Annotated in this window: 13 protein-coding genes; 7 read left to right on the top strand and 6 right to left on the bottom strand. The window is 68.5% G+C overall.

Features of this window, described 5'->3' with window-relative positions:
- Window positions 1-100: 100 nt before the first annotated feature.
- Window positions 101-1,402 (bottom strand): FAD-dependent oxidoreductase, encoded by a 1,302-nt coding sequence (locus tag G3N62_RS17115; protein ID WP_124669704.1) that lies wholly within the window; start codon window positions 1,400-1,402, stop codon window positions 101-103.
- 329 nt (window positions 1,403-1,731) lie between these two features.
- Here G3N62_RS17115 and purL point away from each other — a divergent pair, with 329 nt between their 5' ends.
- Together purL and G3N62_RS17125 are read left to right on the top strand one after the other, a co-directional pair.
- Window positions 1,732-5,796: a phosphoribosylformylglycinamidine synthase gene (purL, locus tag G3N62_RS17120; protein ID WP_124669703.1), complete on the top strand. Its 4,065-nt coding sequence runs from the start codon at window positions 1,732-1,734 to the stop codon at window positions 5,794-5,796.
- 5 nt (window positions 5,797-5,801) lie between these two features.
- Complete coding sequence (locus tag G3N62_RS17125; protein ID WP_034188980.1) at window positions 5,802-6,347, top strand: N-acetyltransferase; 546 nt, start codon at window positions 5,802-5,804, stop codon at window positions 6,345-6,347.
- A gap of 132 nt (window positions 6,348-6,479) precedes the next feature.
- Here G3N62_RS17125 and G3N62_RS17130 read toward each other — a convergent pair whose 3' ends face one another.
- From G3N62_RS17130 to G3N62_RS17150, 5 genes are all read right to left on the bottom strand, one after another.
- On the bottom strand, window positions 6,480-7,262 hold the full coding sequence (locus G3N62_RS17130; protein ID WP_034188760.1) for a peptidylprolyl isomerase: 783 nt from the start codon (window positions 7,260-7,262) through the stop codon (window positions 6,480-6,482).
- Window positions 7,263-7,280: 18 nt separating this feature from the next.
- The gene (locus G3N62_RS17135) at window positions 7,281-7,589 is read right to left on the bottom strand and encodes a BolA family protein (RefSeq protein ID WP_034188759.1); all 309 of its coding nucleotides are present in this window, start codon (window positions 7,587-7,589) and stop codon (window positions 7,281-7,283) included.
- 1 nt (window position 7,590) lies between these two features.
- Window positions 7,591-8,121 carry a septation protein A gene (locus tag G3N62_RS17140; RefSeq protein WP_034188758.1) on the bottom strand — a complete coding sequence of 177 codons (531 nt, stop codon included), beginning with the start codon at window positions 8,119-8,121 and terminating at the stop codon, window positions 7,591-7,593.
- Window positions 8,122-8,265: 144 nt separating this feature from the next.
- Complete coding sequence (msrB, locus tag G3N62_RS17145) at window positions 8,266-8,697, bottom strand: peptide-methionine (R)-S-oxide reductase MsrB (RefSeq protein WP_034188757.1); 432 nt, start codon at window positions 8,695-8,697, stop codon at window positions 8,266-8,268.
- A 45-nt stretch (window positions 8,698-8,742) separates the two neighbouring features.
- Window positions 8,743-10,311, bottom strand: a complete 1,569-nt coding sequence (locus tag G3N62_RS17150) for a protein adenylyltransferase SelO (protein ID WP_124608911.1) — start codon at window positions 10,309-10,311, stop codon at window positions 8,743-8,745.
- 151 nt (window positions 10,312-10,462) lie between these two features.
- On the opposite strand from G3N62_RS17150, the gene G3N62_RS17155 reads away from it, so the two are divergent.
- The 5 genes from G3N62_RS17155 to G3N62_RS17175 all read left to right on the top strand — a co-directional run bounded on the left by G3N62_RS17155 (window position 10,463) and on the right by G3N62_RS17175 (window position 17,941).
- On the top strand, window positions 10,463-12,106 hold the full coding sequence (locus tag G3N62_RS17155) for a 3-(methylthio)propionyl-CoA ligase (protein ID WP_124669702.1): 1,644 nt from the start codon (window positions 10,463-10,465) through the stop codon (window positions 12,104-12,106).
- Window positions 12,107-12,295: 189 nt separating this feature from the next.
- Window positions 12,296-14,380 carry a 3-hydroxyacyl-CoA dehydrogenase NAD-binding domain-containing protein gene (locus tag G3N62_RS17160; protein WP_124669701.1) on the top strand — a complete coding sequence of 695 codons (2,085 nt, stop codon included), beginning with the start codon at window positions 12,296-12,298 and terminating at the stop codon, window positions 14,378-14,380.
- A 44-nt stretch (window positions 14,381-14,424) separates the two neighbouring features.
- Window positions 14,425-15,057, top strand: coding sequence for a bifunctional nicotinamidase/pyrazinamidase (gene pncA / locus G3N62_RS17165; protein WP_034188753.1), 633 nt, complete (start codon window positions 14,425-14,427; stop codon window positions 15,055-15,057).
- Window positions 15,058-15,100: 43 nt separating this feature from the next.
- The gene (locus G3N62_RS17170; RefSeq protein WP_034188752.1) at window positions 15,101-16,279 is read left to right on the top strand and encodes an acetyl-CoA C-acyltransferase; all 1,179 of its coding nucleotides are present in this window, start codon (window positions 15,101-15,103) and stop codon (window positions 16,277-16,279) included.
- A 261-nt stretch (window positions 16,280-16,540) separates the two neighbouring features.
- Complete coding sequence (locus tag G3N62_RS17175) at window positions 16,541-17,941, top strand: GGDEF domain-containing protein (protein ID WP_034188751.1); 1,401 nt, start codon at window positions 16,541-16,543, stop codon at window positions 17,939-17,941.
- The last annotated feature ends 34 nt before the right edge of the window (window positions 17,942-17,975 follow it).

A 17,975-nucleotide genomic window follows, 5' to 3' on the forward strand; every position in this document is an offset into this window, starting at 1 on the left:
TAGCGCGATCGGGTCGGAATCGGGAAGCGGGCGGGTAACGGTCATCGCGGGATCGTGGCGGCTGGCAAGGATGCCGCCACGGGACGAGCCCGCGTGGCGGTCAGGGGGTGAAGCGGCCGGTGCCGAGCGCGGCGAGCGTGTCGGCGGGCCACTGCCGGGCGTCGCCGCCCAGGTAGTCGGTCACCACTTTAGCAGACCCGCACGCGAGGCCCCAGCCGGTCGGGCCATGCCCGAAGTTGACGAACACGCGCGGATGCGGGGTCGGACCCACGACGGGCAGGCCGTCCGGCGACAGCAGCTGCATGCCTTGCCACGACAGCGCGGCCGAAATCCTCGCGGCGCCCGGCACCCAGTCGTGAACGGCCTGGCCGAGCAGCGCGAGCGCGGCCTCGGACAGCGGCTCGGCGAGCGGCTTCGCGGTGTCGGCGAGGCTTTGCAGCACGGCGCCGCCGCCGACGCGCAGCCGCTGGTGGGTGCGCGTGATCGAGATCCGCTTGATCGAATCGACGACGCTCAGGTGCGGCGCGTGTTCCTCGTACGCGACCGGCGCGGTGAGCGTGTGGACGCGCACCGGGTGCAGCGGCAGGCGCCAGCCGAGCCGTTCGAGCAACGGTACGCTGCCGGCGCCGGCAGCGACCACGATCGCGTCGGCGGAAATCACGTCGACCTCGCGCGCCCGGGCCGCGGTCCGGTTGCCGGACGGCGCGAGCTCGACCGCGGCGCGGCCGCTGTCGACGCGGATCGCGGCGACGTCCGCGCCGAAGCGGAACTGCACGCCGTGCTCGTCGAGCGTCTGCTTGACCAGTTTCGCGAACAGCGGGCAGTTGCCGGTGCGCTCGGTTTCGAGCAGCACGCCGCCGGCGAAGCCGGGCTCGGCCGGCACCGACGGTTCGAGCGCCGCGCATTCGGCGGCGGTGAGCGTGCGGTACGGCTGGTCGAGCGTGCGCAGCAGGTCGAGCGCGGGCTGCAGCGCGTCCCAGTCGCGCGGGTCGCGCACCACGTGCAGGATGCCGGGCTTCTGCTCGAATTCGAGTTCGAGGCGCGCCTCGATGTCGGCGAGCGTGTCGCGCGATGCGTCGATCAGCGGGCGCAGCCGGGCGTACTGCGCGGCGAACGCGTCGGGCTCGCGCAGCGTGCCGAGCTGCTTGACGAAGCGGCGGACGCCGCCGTTGAGGCCCGGCTTGTAGACGATGCCGCTGTCGCGCGGCTGGCGCTGGCGCATGAAGGTCGGGCCGAACCAGACGTCGAGCGGGCTCGGCAGCAGCGCGCCGCCGTCGCCGTAGGTCGCCCCCTGCGCGACGGTCGCGTGGCGTTCGACCACGCAGACGCGATGGCCGGCCGCGCGCAGCTGGTAGGCGGTGGCGACGCCGCTGATTCCGCCGCCGATGACGATGACATCCATGGAGATTGCTTCGATGACGGGTGGCGCGCACGCTGCCCGGTGAAAATTCGCTGAGGCCCCCGGCCCGGTGAACCCGGAATGATAGCGCCAAAAGCGCCGGAACCGGCGGCGGGCGAACATGCGCCGTGCGGTCGCACCACGGCGGCCTGCCAGCGCACCCGTGCGGGCCGGCCTGGCGGGCCGCCGCGCGCGGCACGCACCCGGGCACCGTCGCGGTGCATGCGGACGACCGATCGCCGGTCTTGGGCGCCCGACTTCCGGGTATAATTACGGCCTTCCTTTCGCCCCACGTCGCCACCTCGCGCGACTCATCGACGTCAGTCCAGCCCATGGCTCACTTCTCGTGTTTTCCCGGCGCTTCGGCCCTCTCCGATTTCCGTCAAACCCGTCTGCTCGACACGCTCAGGCAAATCGACGCCAACATCGTCGCGGTGCGCGGCCAGTTCCTGCACTTCGTCAATGCGGCCGAGCCGCTGTCGGCCGACGACAGCGCACGCATCGACGCGCTGATGCACTACGGCGCGCCGTTCCAGCCGGCGAGCGAGAAGGGCGCCACCGAGACCTTCGTCGTGCTGCCGCGCTTCGGCACCGTCTCGCCGTGGGCGAGCAAGGCGACCGACATCGCGCAGCACTGCGGCCTCACGCACGTGCGCCGCATCGAGCGCGGCGTCGAATTCACGGTCACGCTGAAGTCGGGCCTGCTCGGCGGCAAGAAGGCGCTGTCGGACGACGCGCTCGCGGCCGTCGCGGCCGCGCTGCATGACCGGATGACCGAAAGCGTGGTCGCGGCGCGCGACGACGCGAAGCACTTGTTCGACGAACTGCCGGCCAAGCCGCTGTCGACCGTCGACGTGCTGGGTATCGGCCGCGGCGCGCTCGAGCGCGCGAACGTCGAGCTGGGCCTCGCGCTCGCCGACGACGAGATCGACTACCTGGTCGACGCGTTCCGCAAGCTCGAACGCAACCCGACCGACGTCGAGCTGATGATGTTCGCGCAGGCGAACAGCGAACACTGCCGCCACAAGATCTTCAACGCGCAGTGGACGATCGACGGCGAAGCGCAGGACATGTCGCTGTTCGCGATGATCCGCAACACCGAAAAACTGAGCCCGCAGGGCACGATCGTCGCGTATTCGGACAACTCGTCGATCATGGTGGGCGCCGAAGCCGAGCGCTGGTTCCCGCGCAACGCGGGCGCGGCCGGCGAGCCGGGCGAGCGCTACGGCCGCCATACCGAGCTCACGCACACGCTGATGAAGGTCGAGACGCACAACCACCCGACGGCGATCTCGCCGTTCCCGGGCGCGGCGACCGGCGCGGGCGGCGAGATCCGCGACGAAGGCGCGACGGGCCGCGGCGCGCGTCCGAAGGCCGGCCTGACGGGCTTCACCGTGTCCAACCTCGACCTGCCGGACGCCCGCCAGCCGTGGGAAAACGCACGTGACGCGGCGCAGCCGGTCGGCGAGCGCAACCCGAACGACGCGCACGGCCCGTACGGCCGTCCGGACCGCATCGCGTCGCCGCTGCAGATCATGATCGACGGCCCGCTCGGCGGCGCCGCGTTCAACAACGAATTCGGCCGCCCGAACCTCGGCGGCTATTTCCGCGTGTACGAGCAGAACGTCGGCGGGAAGGTGCATGGTTATCACAAGCCGATCATGATCGCGGGCGGCCTCGGCAACATCGCGGATCAGCATACGCACAAGCATGACGTGCCGGCCGGCTCGCTGCTGATCCAGATCGGCGGCCCCGGCATGCGGATCGGGATGGGCGGCGGCGCGGCGAGCTCGATGGCGACCGGCGCGAACACGGCCGAGCTCGACTTCGACTCCGTGCAGCGCGGCAACCCGGAAATCGAGCGGCGCGCGCAGGAAGTGATCAACGGCTGCTGGCAGCTCGGCGCGGAAAACCCGATCCTGAGCATCCACGACGTCGGCGCGGGCGGCCTGTCCAACGCGTTCCCGGAAATCGTCGACGGCGCGGGCAAGGGCGCGCGCTTCGAACTGCGCAAGGTCGCGCTCGAGGAATCGGGCCTGTCGCCGCGCGAAATCTGGTCGAACGAAGCGCAGGAGCGCTACGTGCTGGCGATCGCGCCGGCCGACCTGCCGCGCTTCGAGGCGATTTGCGCGCGTGAGCGCTGCCCGTTCGCGGTGGTCGGCGTCGCGACCGACGAGCGCCAGCTGAAGCTGGTCGACGACGAAGCGACGGGCGCCGACGAATACCCGGTCGACATGCCGATGGAAGTGCTGCTCGGCAAGCCGCCGCGCATGCATCGCGACGTCACGCGCGTGACGACCGAGCGCGCGCCGGTCGACGTGACGGGCATCGCGCTGTCGGAAGTCGCGATCGACGTGCTGAAGCACCCGACGGTCGGCAGCAAGTCGTTCCTGATCACGATCGGCGACCGTTCGGTCGGCGGCACGTCGGTGCGCGACCAGATGGTCGGCCCGTGGCAGGTGCCGGTGGCCGACTGCGCGGTGACCGCGCTCGACTACGCGGGCTTCAAGGGCGAGGCGATGACGATGGCCGAGCGCACGCCGCTCGCGGTGATCGACGCGCCCGCATCGGGCCGCATGGCCGTCGGCGAGGCGATCACGAACATCGCGAGCGCGCCGATCGCGTCGCTCGACAAGCTGAAGCTGTCGGCGAACTGGATGGCCGCGTGCGGCACGGCCGGCGAGGACGCCGCGCTGTTCGACACGGTCAAGGCGATCGGCATGGAGCTGTGCCCGGCACTCGGGATCGGCATCCCGGTCGGCAAGGACTCGCTGTCGATGAAGACGAAGTGGGACGAGCAGGGCGTCGCGAAGGAAGTGGTGTCGCCGGTGTCGCTGATCATCTCGGCGTTCGCGCCGGTCGAGGACGTGCGCCGTCACCTGACGCCGCAACTGCGCCGCATCGCCGACGCGGGCGACAGCGTGCTGATCGCGATCGATCTCGGCCGCGGCAAGAACCGGATGGGCGGCAGCATCTTCGCGCAGGTCACGCAGCAGGTCGGCGACACGACGCCGGACGTCGACGACGCCGAAGACCTGAAGCGCTTCTTCACCGCGATCCAGTCGCTCAATGCGCAAGACAAGCTGCTCGCGTACCACGACCGCTCGGACGGCGGCCTGTGGGCGACGGTGTGCGAAATGGCGTTCGCGGGCCACGCCGGCGTGTCGCTGAACGTCGACATGCTGACGCTCGACCCGAACCACGAATCCGACTACGGCGACGCGAAGGACTGGGCGAAGCAGACGAGCGGCCGTCGTGACGACCGCACGCTGCGCGCGCTGTTCTCGGAAGAACTCGGCGCCGTCGTGCAGGTGCGGGCGGCCGACCGCGACGCGGTGCTCGGCGCGCTGCGCGAGTTCGGCCTGTCGGCGTGCTCGCACGTGATCGGCTCGGTCAACGACCGCGACGTGATCGAGGTGTACCGCGACGCGAAGAAGATCTTCGACGCGCCGCGTGCCGAACTCCATCGCGCGTGGAGCGAAGTGAGCTGGCGCATCGCGCGCCTGCGCGACAACCCCGCCTGCGCGGACGCCGAATACGACGCGCTGCTCGATGCGGCCGATCCGGGCATCTCGCCGGTGCTGAGCTTCGATCCGGCCGACGACATCGCCGCGCCGTTCATCGCGACGGGCGCGCGGCCGCGCGTCGCAATCCTGCGCGAGCAGGGCGTGAACTCGCACCTGGAAACGGCCTACGCGTTCGACCGTGCGGGCTTCGACGCGCACGACGTGCACATGAGCGACCTGCTCGCCGGTCGCGCGACGCTCGCCGATTTCGCGGGTGCGGTCGCGTGCGGCGGCTTCTCGTACGGCGACGTGCTGGGCGCGGGCGAAGGCTGGGCGAAGACGATTCGTTTCAACGCGAACCTCGCCGACATGTTCTCGGCGTTCTTCGCGCGCCCCGACACGTTCGCCCTCGGCATCTGCAACGGCTGCCAGATGCTGTCGAGCATCGCGTCGATGATCCCGGGCGCGGAAGCGTGGCCGAAGTTCACGCGCAACAAGTCCGAGCAGTTCGAGGCGCGCTTCTCGTTCGTCGAAGTGGAGAAGTCGCCGTCGATCTTCTTCGCGGGGATGGAAGGCTCGCGGATTCCGGTCGCGGTCGCGCACGGCGAAGGTTATGCGGATTTCTCGCAGCAGGGCGACATCGATCGCGTCGCGGTTGCGATGCGATACGTCGACCACCGCGGCGAGGCGACCGAGCGTTATCCGTTCAACCCGAACGGCTCGCCGGCCGGCATCACGTCGGTCACGACGGCCGACGGCCGCTTCTCGGTGCTGATGCCGCACATGGAGCGCGTGCACCGTACGGTGACGATGAGCTGGCATCCGGAAGGCTGGGGTGAAGCGAGCCCGTGGATGCGCGTGTTCCGCAACGCACGCCGCTGGATCGGCTGATCCCGATGATGTTCGATCCGCACGCGCCGGTCGAGGTCGTCACGCTGCGCGACGCACGCGCGAGCGAGGCCGACGCGATCGGCCGCGTGATCCGCGCGGCGTTCGCGGGCGAGCCGCAGGGCGGGCAGTTCGAGCAGCGTATCGTCGATGCGCTGCGCGCGGACGGCGCGCTGAGCGTGTCGCTCGTCGCGGAGCGCGACGGGCGCGTCATCGGCCACGTCGCGTTCTCGCCGGTGGCGATCGGCGGCGCGCCGTCCGGCAGCCAGCAATGGTATGGGCTCGCGCCGCTCGCGGTGCTGCCCGACTGCCAGCGGCAGAGCATCGGCGCGGGGCTCGTGCGCACGGGGCTCGACGCGCTGCGCCGGCTCGGCGCGCGCGGCTGCGTCGTGCTCGGGGAGCCGGCGTACTATGCGCGTTTCGGGTTCGAACCGCGTGACGGCATCGTGTTTCCGGGTGTGCCGCCCGAGTATTTCCTCGCATTGTCGTTCGACGAATCGGCACCGCCGCCATCGGGCGACGTGCGCTATCACGACGTGTTTTATCCCGCGTAGCGCGGGTCGCGTCCGGTACGGAAAAGGCCGCTCTGAGGAGCGGCCTTTTGCATGGCATGGTCCGGCGCATCAAAAGAAAAAGCCGCTCCGGAGAGCGGCTTTCTTTCGTTGCGCGGGCGACGCGCGCCGGCGTTACTGGATCTTCGCCTGCTGGCGCAGGCCTTCCTCGAACGCCTGCAGCTTCTGCTGCACGAGCTGCTGCGCGATCTGCGCCTTCACCTGCTCGAGCGGCGGCGGTGCGATGTCGCGGATGTCGTCGACGCGGATGATGTGCCAGCCGAACTGCGTCTTCACCGGCGTGTCGGTCATCTGGCCTTTCTGCAGCTTCTGCGCCGCTGCCGCGAATTCCGGCACGTACGCCTTCGGATCGGACCAGTCGAGATCGCCGCCGTTCTTGCCCGAACCCGGATCCTTCGAGTATTGCTTCGCGAGATCCTCGAACTTCGCGCCGGCCTTGATCTTCGCGATCAGGTCCTTCGCCTGCTGCTCGTCGCTGACGAGGATGTGGTGCAGGTGGTATTCGCGGTTGCCGCCCGCGCCCTTGACGAGGTCGTCGTAGCGCGCCTTCACTTCGGCGTCGGTCGGCTGGTTCTTCTTCAGGAAGCTCTCGATCATCGAACGCAGCACGACGGTCTGCTGCGCGACGGCGACCTGCGCCTTCACGTCCGGACGATTCGGGATGCCTTCGCGGATTGCTTCCTGCATCAGGATTTCGCGGTTCACGAGTTCCTGGCGCACGGCCTGCTGCAGTTGCGGGCCGTCGGTCTGCCCTTGCTGGACGAGCTGCGCGACCATCGCATCGGCGCGCGACTTCGGAATCGGCGTGCCGTTGACGACGGCGATGTTCTGGGCGAATGCCGGTGCCGCTGCGAAAGCAGCCGCCGCGACCCACAGGCGGGGGGATTTCAGGATCATCGGGAATTCCTAATGAGACTAGATTGAAGATTCGTTGAATTCTTCGGGCGTATAAGCCACGATCGCGAGCGCGTGAATGCCGCGCTGCATCGCATCAGCGAGCGCATCATACACCAGCCGGTGCCGCGCGACGCGCGGCTTGCCCGTGAAGGCGGCCGAGACGATCGTGACCGTGAAATGACCGCCGGCGGCCGCGCCGGCGTGGCCCGCGTGCTGCGCGCTGTCGTCGCGCACGGTGAGCGCCAGCGGCGCCAGCGACGCGGTGAGGCGCGCTTCGATCAGCGCGATGCGCTCGTCGGGCGAGGCGTGGAGAAAGGCGTCCGTCATGTCACTCGTCCTTCAGGTATTTCGTGAGCCACAGGCTCTGCAGGATGATGAACACGACCATCGCGCCCGTCGTACCGAACAGCTTGAAGTTCACCCATTGCGATTCGGTGAAGTTGTGTACCACATACAGGTTCGCGACGCCGAGCACCGCGAAGAACAGCGCCCATGCGACGTTCAGCTTGTCCCACACGGGCGTCGGCAGCGTGAGCTGCTTGCCCATCATCTTCTCGATCAGGTTCTTGCTGAACGCATAACGCGCGGCGAGCAACCCGATCGCAAACAACCAGTACAGCACAGTCGGTTTCCATTGAATGAATTTCTCGTCATGCAGGACGAGGGTGGCGCCGCCGAAGACGACGATCACGCCGAGGCTGACCCACAGCATCGTGTCGACCTTCCGGTGCCGGAAGGCGACCCATGCGACCTGGGCCAGTGTCGCGATGATCGCGACGGCGGTGGCGGTAAAGATGCCCCAGACCTTGAAGGCGACAAAAAACAGGATGATCGGAAACAGATCGAACAGGAATTTCATGGCGCTCGCAGCTGCGTGAAAGGCCGCTCGCGCGGCCTTTCACCGTTGTAGGGACCCGCCAGGCACCACCGTCGCGGATCGGGGCGGCCAGCCCGGGGCTGGCCGGCCGGCGAGAGTCGACCCCGCCGATCCGCCCGGCGCCGCTCAGTCGTTTTCGGGTCGGGACTCGAAGTTTAACGCAGCCGAATTGATGCAGTACCGCAAACCGGTCTTGTCGCGCGGGCCGTCCTCGAAGACGTGGCCCAGATGCGCGCCGCAGTGGTTGCAGCGCACCTCGACGCGCACCATCCCGTGCGAGTAGTCGACCTTCTCGTCGATCACCTCGCCGTTGAGCGGCTTGAAGTAGCTGGGCCAGCCGCAGCCGGAATGGAACTTGGAGCCGGACTCGAACAGCGGCGTGCTGCAGACGATGCATTTGTAGATGCCGGCATCCTCGGTGTCGGTGTATTCGCCGGTGAAGGCGCGCTCGGTCGCCGCGTGCTGCGTGACCTCATACTGCATCGGCGTGAGGCGGCGGCGCAGCTCGGCGTCGTCCTTCTGGTACGGGAAGGTCTTGTCGTCGGAATCGTGGGACATGTGGGGTTCTCCTGATCGGTCGGTCGATACGCGCGGGTTGCGGGCTCAGGACGAGCAGCTCACTTCGAGCGACCCGGCCCAGTCGGGCGGCAACGCCGCGTACGCTTCATGCTCCGGTTGTTCGTCGAACGGGCGGCGCAGGATCTGCGCGAGCCGCTCGACTTCCGAAAAATCCTTTTCCTTTGCGCGCCGGATCGCGACTTCGGCCAGATGGTTGCGAAGCACGTATTTCGGGTTCGCGCGGTTCATCGCAACCGCGCGCGCCGCGTCGTCGCGCGTTTCCTCGGACAGCCGCGCGCGGTAGAGGTTCGCCCACGCATCGAACGCTTCGCGGTCGATGAACAGGTCGCGCACCGGTGCGTCGCGGCTCGCGTCGTGCTTCGAGATCTGCGCGAGGCGGCGGAACGTCAGCGTGAAATCCGCGTGGCTCGCGTGCATCGTCTCGAGCAGCTTGTTGGCGAGGTCGGCGTCGTTCTCGCGTTCGAGTTCGAGGCCGAGCTTCGCGCGCATCGCGCGTTCGAGCGCGGGGCCGAAACGCTCGGGGAAGGTCGCGAGCACGGCCTGCGCATCGTCCACCGCGCGCTCGGCGCGCGCATCGTCGTCGGCGATGTCGTGCTGCAGCCCGATCAGCGGCAGCAGTGCCTGCGCGAGGCAGTAGCAGTTCCAGTGCGCGATGCGCGGCTGCATCCGGTACGCGTAGCGGCCGCCGTTGTCCGAGTGGTTGCAGATGTGATTCGCATCGAACGCGTCGACGAAGCCGAACGGGCCGTAGTCGATCGTCACGCCGAGGATCGACATGTTGTCGGTGTTCATCACGCCGTGGCAGAAGCCGACGGCCTGCCATCGCGCGACGAGCTCGGCCGTGCGCAGCGTCACGGCCTCGAGCAGCGCGAGGTACGGATCGTCCGCGTCGCGGCAGGCCGGATAGAAGCGGTCGATCACGTGATCGGCGAGCTGGCGCAGCAGGTCGGGGCGATCGTTCGAGAAGAAGTGCTCGAAGTGGCCGAAGCGCACGAAGCTCTCCGACACGCGCGTGACGACGGCCGACGTCTCGATTTCCTCGCGCACCACCGGCTGGTCGGAACCGATCACCGTCAGCGCGCGCGTGGTCGGGATGCCGAGGTGATGCATCGCTTCCGAGCACAGGAATTCGCGGATCGACGAGCGCAGCACCGCGCGGCCGTCGCCCATCCGCGAGTACGGCGTGCGGCCGCTGCCTTTCAGCTGCAGCTCGTAGCGGCGGCCGTCGGTGCCGGTGCGTTCGCCGATCGTCAGCGCGCGGCCGTCGCCGAGCTGGCCGGCCCACACGCCGAACTGGTGGCCGGAATACACCGACGCGTACGGCATCGCGTGCGCGGGCCAGTCGCGCGTCGGATTGCCGGCGAACAGCTCGGCGAAGCCGGGCTGCGCGGCGAGCGACGGCGGCAGGTCGAGCAACCGGGCGACTTCGCCGGAAAAGCCGACGACGTACGGCGCGGCGAGCGGCGCGGCCGGCAGCCGCGTATGAAACGCGTCGCCGAGCGTGACGAACGCGCCGGCGGCGGGCGCGCCGAGCGTGGCGGCGAGGTCGGGGAGAGTGTCAGCCGCATCGGCTGCGCTTCGGGAAAACGACATGTTGAGCGCCTCTGGGTAAGCCGATATTGTAAGGCGGCGCCGCGCCGCCCGCATGGCGGCGCGCGCACCGTGCGCCACGCCCGTCCGGGGCCGCTGACGGGCGCGTTGCAGGGGCTGGTCACCGATTCGCATCCTCACGGAGAACAAGACGATGGGTAAGCCGTTGCTGGGCCAGATGATGGACGTGCCGCTGCTGGTGTCCTCGCTGATTTCGCATGCCGCGCGGCACGCCGGCGACACGGAGATCGTGTCGAAGCGCGTGGAAGGCGACCTGCATCGCTATACGTACCGCGATTGCGAGCGCCGCGCGAAGCAACTGGCGCAGGCGCTTGCGCGGCTCGGCGTCGACGCCGGCGACCGCGTCGGCACGCTGGCGTGGAACGGCTACCGGCACCTGGAGGCGTATTACGGGATCGGCGGGATGGGCGCCGTCTGTCACACGATCAACCCGCGCCTGTTTCCCGAGCAGATCGCGTACATCGTCAATCACGCGGAAGACCGCTACGTCTTTTTCGACATCAATTTCGCGCCGCTCGTCGACGCCATCGCGCCGCAGTGTCCGCACGTGAAGGGCTGGGTCGCGATGACCGATGCCGCGCACCTGCCGACGGGCGCGACGCCGTACCTCTGCTACGAAACGCTCGTCGACGCCGAAGATGGCCGCTACGACTGGCCGCGCCTCGACGAGCAGCAGGCGTCGGGGCTCTGCTATACGTCGGGCACGACCGGCAACCCGAAGGGCGTGCTGTATTCGCACCGCTCGACGGTGCTGCACGCATACGGCGCCGCGCTGCCCGACGCGATGAATCTGTCCGCGATGGACGCCGTGCTGCCCGTCGTGCCGATGTTCCACGTCAACGCGTGGGGGCTGCCGTACGCGGTGCCGCTGACCGGCGGCAAGCTCGTGCTGCCCGGCAAGGATCTCGACGGCAAGTCGCTGTACGCGCTGATGGAGGCCGAGCGCGTGACGTTTTCCGCGGGCGTGCCGACCGTGTGGCTCGGGCTGCTCAACTACATGCGCGAAGCCGGCGTACGCTTCTCGACGCTGAACCGCACGGTGATCGGCGGCTCCGCGTGCCCGCCCGCGATGCTGCGCACGTTCGAGGACGAATACGGCGTGCGCGTGATCCATGCATGGGGAATGACCGAGCTGTCGCCGCTCGGCACGCTCGCGAAGCTCAACTGGGCGCAGTCGCAGCGGCCGCTCGACGCGCAGCGCCGGCTGCTCGAGAAGCAGGGCCGCGTGATCTGCGGCGTCGACATGCGCATCGTCGGCGAGGACGGCCACGAGCTGCCGTGGGACGGCGTCGCGTTCGGCGAATTGCAGGTGCGCGGGCCGTGGGTGATCGATCGCTACTTTCGCGGCGACGAATCGCCGCTGTCGGACGGCTGGTTCCCGACCGGCGACGTCGCGACGATCGATCCCGACGGCTTCCTGCAGATCACCGACCGCAGCAAGGACGTGATCAAGTCGGGCGGCGAATGGATCAGCTCGATCGACATCGAGAACGTCGCGGTCGCCCACCCGGGCGTGGCCGAAGCCGCGTGCATCGCATGCGCGCACCCGAAATGGACCGAGCGCCCGCTGCTCGTCGTGGTGCCGCGCGAAGGCGCGAACCTGAGCCGCGACACGCTGCTCGCGTTCTACGAAGGCAAGGTCGCGAAATGGTGGATCCCCGACGACGTCGTGTTCGTCGAATCGCTGCCGCACACCGCGACCGGCAAGCTGCAGAAGCTGAAGCTGCGCGAGACGTTCCGCGACTACGTGCTGCCGACGGCGGTGGGCGCGCCGTAAGCATCGCGCCCGGGCCGGCGACGGCCCGCGAACCGGTCGCCCGATCCGTCCCCGGATCGGCAACAAAATTCAAATTGAACGACCGTGCTTTTTCGTTGTATGCTGCCTCGGTTCATCCGGACATGCGGCTGTTCGACCGCGCACAATGAAGCGCAGCCAACCCGGCGCGCGATGCATGGAGGCAGGCAGATGGCAGTGGATTACTCGACTCGCGACGGCGTGGCCGTCATCACGCTCAACAATCCGCCGGTCAACGGGCTCGGCCTGTCGACCCGTCAGGGCGTCATGGACGCGCTCGATCGCGCCGCGCAGGATCCGTCGGTCACGGCCATCGTGCTGACCGGCGCGGGCCGCGCGTTCTCGGGCGGCGCCGACATCACCGAATTCAATACGCCGAAGGCGCTGCAGGAGCCGACGCTGCACACCGTGATCCGCGCGGTGGAAGCGAGCGCGAAGCCCGTCGTCGCGGCGCTGCACAGCGTCGTGATGGGCGGCGGCCTCGAACTCGCGCTCGGCGCGCATTACCGCGTCGCGGCGCCCGGCGCGCAGGTCGCGCTGCCCGAAGTGAAGCTCGGCCTGCTGCCGGGTGCGGGCGGCACGCAGCGCCTGCCGCGCGCGGTCGGGCTCGAGACCGCGCTGAACATGATCGTGTCGGGCGCACCGGTGCCGTCGGAGCAACTGGCGAACAGCGGGCTGTTCGACGAGATGGCCGACGGCGACCTGCTGGAGGCGGCCGTCGCGTTCGCGCGCAAGGCCGGCGCGCGGCAAGGGCCGCACCCGCGGGTGCGCGATCGCAAGATCGTCCACGACAACGCCGCGGGCTTCATTCAGTTCGCGCGCAATTCCGCGCAGGCCGCCGCGTCGAATTTCCCCGCGCCGCACAAGTGCATCGATGCGATCGAGGCGGGCGTGCTGAACGGCTTCGACCAGGGCAGCATCGCCGAGCGCGAAGGTTTCGTCGCGCTGATGATGACGCCGGAAAGCCGCGCGTTGCGCCATGCGTTCTTCGGCGAGCGTGCGGCGAGCAAGATTCCCGACGTGCCGTCCGACACGCCGCTGCGCGAGATTCGTCGCGTCGGCGTGATCGGCGCGGGCACGATGGGCGGCGGGATCGCGATGAACTTCATCAACGCGGGCCTGCCCGTCACGCTGCTCGAGACGAAGCAGGAAGCGCTCGAGCGCGGCATCGCGACGATCCGCAAGAACTACGACGCGCAGGTGAAGAAGGGCAAGCTCACGCAGGAGAAGCTCGACGCGCGGATGGCGCTGATCGCGCCGACGCTCTCTTACGACGATCTGAAGGACGCCGACCTGATCGTCGAGGCCGTGTTCGAGGAGCTCGGCGTGAAGGAGCAGGTGTTCAGGAAGCTCGACGAAGTCGCGAAGCCGGGCGCGATCCTCGCGTCGAACACGTCGACGCTCGACGTCGACAAGATCGCGGCGTTCACCAAGCGTCCGCAGGACGTGGTCGGCATGCACTTCTTCAGCCCGGCGAACGTGATGAAGCTGCTCGAGGTCGTGCGCGGCGCGCAGACCGCGAAGGACGTGCTCGCGACCGTGATGGCCGTCGCGAAGAAGATCCGCAAGACGGCGGTCGTGTCGGGCGTGTGCGACGGCTTCATCGGCAACCGGATGATCGAGCAGTACATCCGCCAGGCGCTGTTCATGCTCGAGGAAGGCGCGCTGCCCGCGCAGGTCGACCGCGCGATCGAGAAGTTCGGATTCGCGATGGGGCCGTTCCGGATGAGCGACCTCGCCGGCAACGACATCGGCTGGGCGATCCGCAAGCGCCGCTACGTCGAGCAACCCGACCTGCAGTACTCGAAGATCGCCGACCGCCTGTGCGAACAGGGCCGCTTCGGCCAGAAGACGGGCGGCGGCTGGTACGACTACGTGCCGGGCGATCGCAAGGCGAAGCCGTCGTCGCTCGTCGACGAGATGGTCGTCGCGTATTCGAAGGAGCGCGGCGTCGAGCGGCGCAAGATCGGCGACGACGAGATCGTCGAGCGGCTGGTGTTCGCGCTCGTCAACGAAGGCGCGAAGATCCTCGAGGAGAAGATCGCGTCGAAGGCATCCGACATCGACATGGTCTACCTGACCGGCTATGGCTTCCCGCTGTGGCGCGGCGGCCCGATGCTGTATGCGGACACGGTCGGCCTCTACAACGTCGAGCGCACGATTCGCCGCTATGCGGCGGCACCGAACGGCGACGCATGGCGGCTCGCGCCGTCGATCGCGGAACTGGCGAAGGCCGGCCGCGGGTTCAACGGCTGACGCCGCCGCATGGCGGCGCGGCCGATCCTGTCTGGAGACACGCAATGAAACGCACCGACGACGTCCTGCTCGTGATCGACGTGCAATACGACTTCATGCCGGGCGGCGCGCTCGCGGTGCCGGACGGCGATGCGGTCGTGCCGGTGATCAACGCGCTCGCGCAGCGCTTCGACCAGGTCGTGCTGACGCAGGACTGGCACCCGCGCGAGCACGTGTCGTTCGCGGCGAACCATCCGGGCCGCGAGCCGTTTTCCACGCTCGCGCTGCCGTACGGCGAGCAGGTGCTGTGGCCCGTGCATTGCGTGCAGGACACCGACGGCGCGGCGCTGCATCGCGACCTCGACATCCCGCACGCGCGGCTCGTGATCCGCAAGGGCGGCGACGCGCAGGTCGACAGCTATTCCGCGTTCGTCGAAGCCGACCGCACGACGCGCACGGGGCTCGCGGGCTACCTGCGCGAACTCGGCGCGAAGCGCGTGTGGTGCTGCGGGCTCGCGACCGACTATTGCGTCGCGTGGTCGGCGCTCGATGCGCGCGCGGCCGGGTTCGACGCCGCGGTGATCAACGATGCGTGCCGTGCGATCGACCTGAACGGGTCGCTCGCGCACGCATGGCAGCAGATGCAGGCAGCGGGCGTCGCGCATGTGACGTCCGCGGGCGCGCGCCCGGCGGCGTAGCGCATTTCCCATCCGATTCAGGGCAGCACCGAAGGAGACTCGCATGACCGAAGCCGTAATCGTATCGACCGCACGCACGCCGCTGGCGAAATCCTGGCGTGGCGCATTCAACATGACGCACGGCGCAACGCTCGGCGGCCACGTGGTCGCCGCCGCGCTCGAACGCGCGAAGCTCGATCCCGCTCGCGTCGAGGACGTGATCATGGGCTGCGCGAACCCCGAAGGCGCGACCGGCGCGAACATCGCGCGCCAGATCGCACTGCGCGCGGGCTTGCCCGTGACCGTGCCGGGGATGACGGTGAACCGATTCTGCTCGTCGGGGCTGCAGACCATCGCGCTGGCCGCGCAGCGGATCATCGCGGGCGAAGGCGAGATCTATGTCGCCGGCGGCGTCGAATCGATCTCGTGCGTGCAGAACGAGATGAACCGGCACATGATCCAGGAAGGCTGGCTCGTCCAGCACAAGCCGGAAATCTACTGGAACATGCTGCAGACGGCCGAGAACGTCGCGAAGCGCTACGGCATCTCGAAGGAGCGGCAGGACGAGTATGGCGTGCAGTCGCAACTGCGCGCCGCGGCCGCGCAGGAAGCCGGGCGGTTCCGCGACGAGATCGTGCCGATCACGGTGCTCGCGGGCATCGCCGACAAGGCGACGGGCCGCCTGTTCACGAAGGAAGTGACGGTATCGGCCGACGAAGGCATTCGCCCCGACACGACGCTCGAAGGCGTGTCGAAGATCCGCTCGGCCGTGCCGGGCGGCGTGATCACCGCCGGCAACGCGAGCCAGTTCTCGGACGGCGCGTCGGCGTGTGTCGTGATGAGCGCCGATGCCGCGCAGCGCGAAGGGCTGCAGCCGCTGGGCGTGTTCCGCGGCTTCGCGGTGGCCGGCTGCGAGCCGGACGAGATGGGCATCGGCCCCGTGTTCGCGGTGCCGAAGCTGCTGAAGCAGGCCGGATTGAAGGTCGACGACATCGGCCTGTGGGAGTTGAACGAAGCATTCGCGGTACAGGTGCTGTACTGCCGCGACACGCTCGGGATTCCTGAGGATCGCCTGAACGTGAACGGCGGCGCGATCGCGGTCGGCCATCCGTACGGCGTGTCGGGCGCTCGCCTGACCGGCCACGCGCTGATCGAAGGCAAGCGGCGCGGCGTGAAGTACGTGGTCGTCACGATGTGCATCGGCGGCGGGCAGGGCGCGGCCGGTCTGTTCGAAATCCTCTGATCTTTGGCCGGTCGCGGCCGCGGTTTCGCTTCGGCGACGCCCGCGGCCGCGACATCAATCGGTGCGGCAGCGCCGCGATTCGAAACAATCGGGAAGCAAAAGGCGTGCGCCCGGCAATGCCGTTTCCCCTGACTTGTCAAACGAATTGCCCCACCTATACTTGCTCTGACATTTGCCTTTCGGCACGATGGGCAGGATCGCGCATGGCGCGATCCGTGCCGCGAAGGTTCGAACCAACGCAGCAGACCGACCGGGGACCGAATGAGTACGACCTATGCAGCCGGGGAACCGCCGCGCGTCGTCAGCGCGGCCGCGAGGCTTTACGCGAAATGCCTGCTGGTCGGATTCGCGTTGCTGCCTGCGTATCTGATCGCCTACCTGTGGTTCTTCAGCGACCCGCACGTCGGGTTCGAGAACCACGCATTCCATGAAATCGCGATTGCGGCCGCTACCCTCGAGGGCGCGTTCGTCACCTATGTGACGTGGGTGTGCTACCGGTCGTCCGGCGAGCCGCTGCTGCGCTGGCTGACGCTCGGCTTTCTCGGCTTCGCGATGATCTATGCGCTGCACGGTGCGTTCACCGGGATGGCGCACCACAATATCTGGCTGTTCCTGCTGTACGGGCCCGCGTCGCGGCTCGTGATGTCGATCCTGCTGCTGACGGGCCTGCTGTCGTATTCGCGTCCGCCCGACCGGATCGAGAGGCGCATGAGCGCGCGAACGTGGCTGCCGTGGATCGTGTTCTTCGTGATCGTCGACGTCGTCGTTGCCTACCTTGCGTATTCGCCGATCGCCGGCGCGCTCGGTACGCGCTTGTCGATGGAGGGCGGCGCGCTCGTGTTCTCGCTGCTGAACGTCTGCGTGCTGCTCGCGCGGCGGATCCGCTCGCCGCTGATGGTGATCTACGGCGTGTCGATCATGGCCTTCGCGCTGTCTTCGCTCGCATTCATTCTCGGCAAGCCGTGGAATCACATGTGGTGGCTGGCGCACGCGATTTTCGCGGGCGGCTTCTTCCTGCTCAGCTACGGCGTCGTGCAGGCGTTGCAGACGACACGCTCGTTCTCGGCGATCTACAGCCAGGAAGACCTGATGAGCCGGCTGTCGGAATCGATGGCGCGCACCGAGAGCGCGCTGCAGGAGTTGCGGCGCACGAACCAGAAGCTCGAGTACATGGCCGCGACTGATCCGATGACGGGCGCGTCGAACCGCCGGCAGTTCATCGCGCAGGTCGAGCGCGAGATGGTGCGGGCGGAACGCGACGGCACGCCGTTCTGCCTGCTCGCGCTCGATCTCGACAATTTCAAGAACATCAACGATGCCTACGGGCACCAGATCGGCGACGAAGTGCTGCGCGGCGTCGTGCGCCAGTGCCTCGAGGCGATCCGGCCGGCGGGCGGGCTTGCGCGCGTCGGTGGCGAGGAGTTCATGGCGCTGCTGCCGGACATGCCGCTCGAAGGCGCGCGGATGACGGCCGAGCGCGTGCGTTCGTCGATCGCGAGTTCGCCGTTCGGGCTGGACTTCAAGCGCGTGCAGGTGACGGTCAGCGTCGGCGTCGCGCAATATGGCGTCGACGGGAGTACGGTCGATGCGTTGCTGAGGGTGGTCGACGAGCGGCTGTATCAGGCGAAGCGGGAAGGGCGGAATCGCGTCGTGTCGCGGTGATGCATCGTCGATCGAAGCCCCGGAGGCGGCGACG

The sequence above is a fragment of the Burkholderia sp. Tr-20355 genome (genome assembly GCF_017104685.1).
In the GTDB taxonomy this organism is placed as follows: Bacteria; Pseudomonadota; Gammaproteobacteria; order Burkholderiales; family Burkholderiaceae; genus Burkholderia; species Burkholderia seminalis.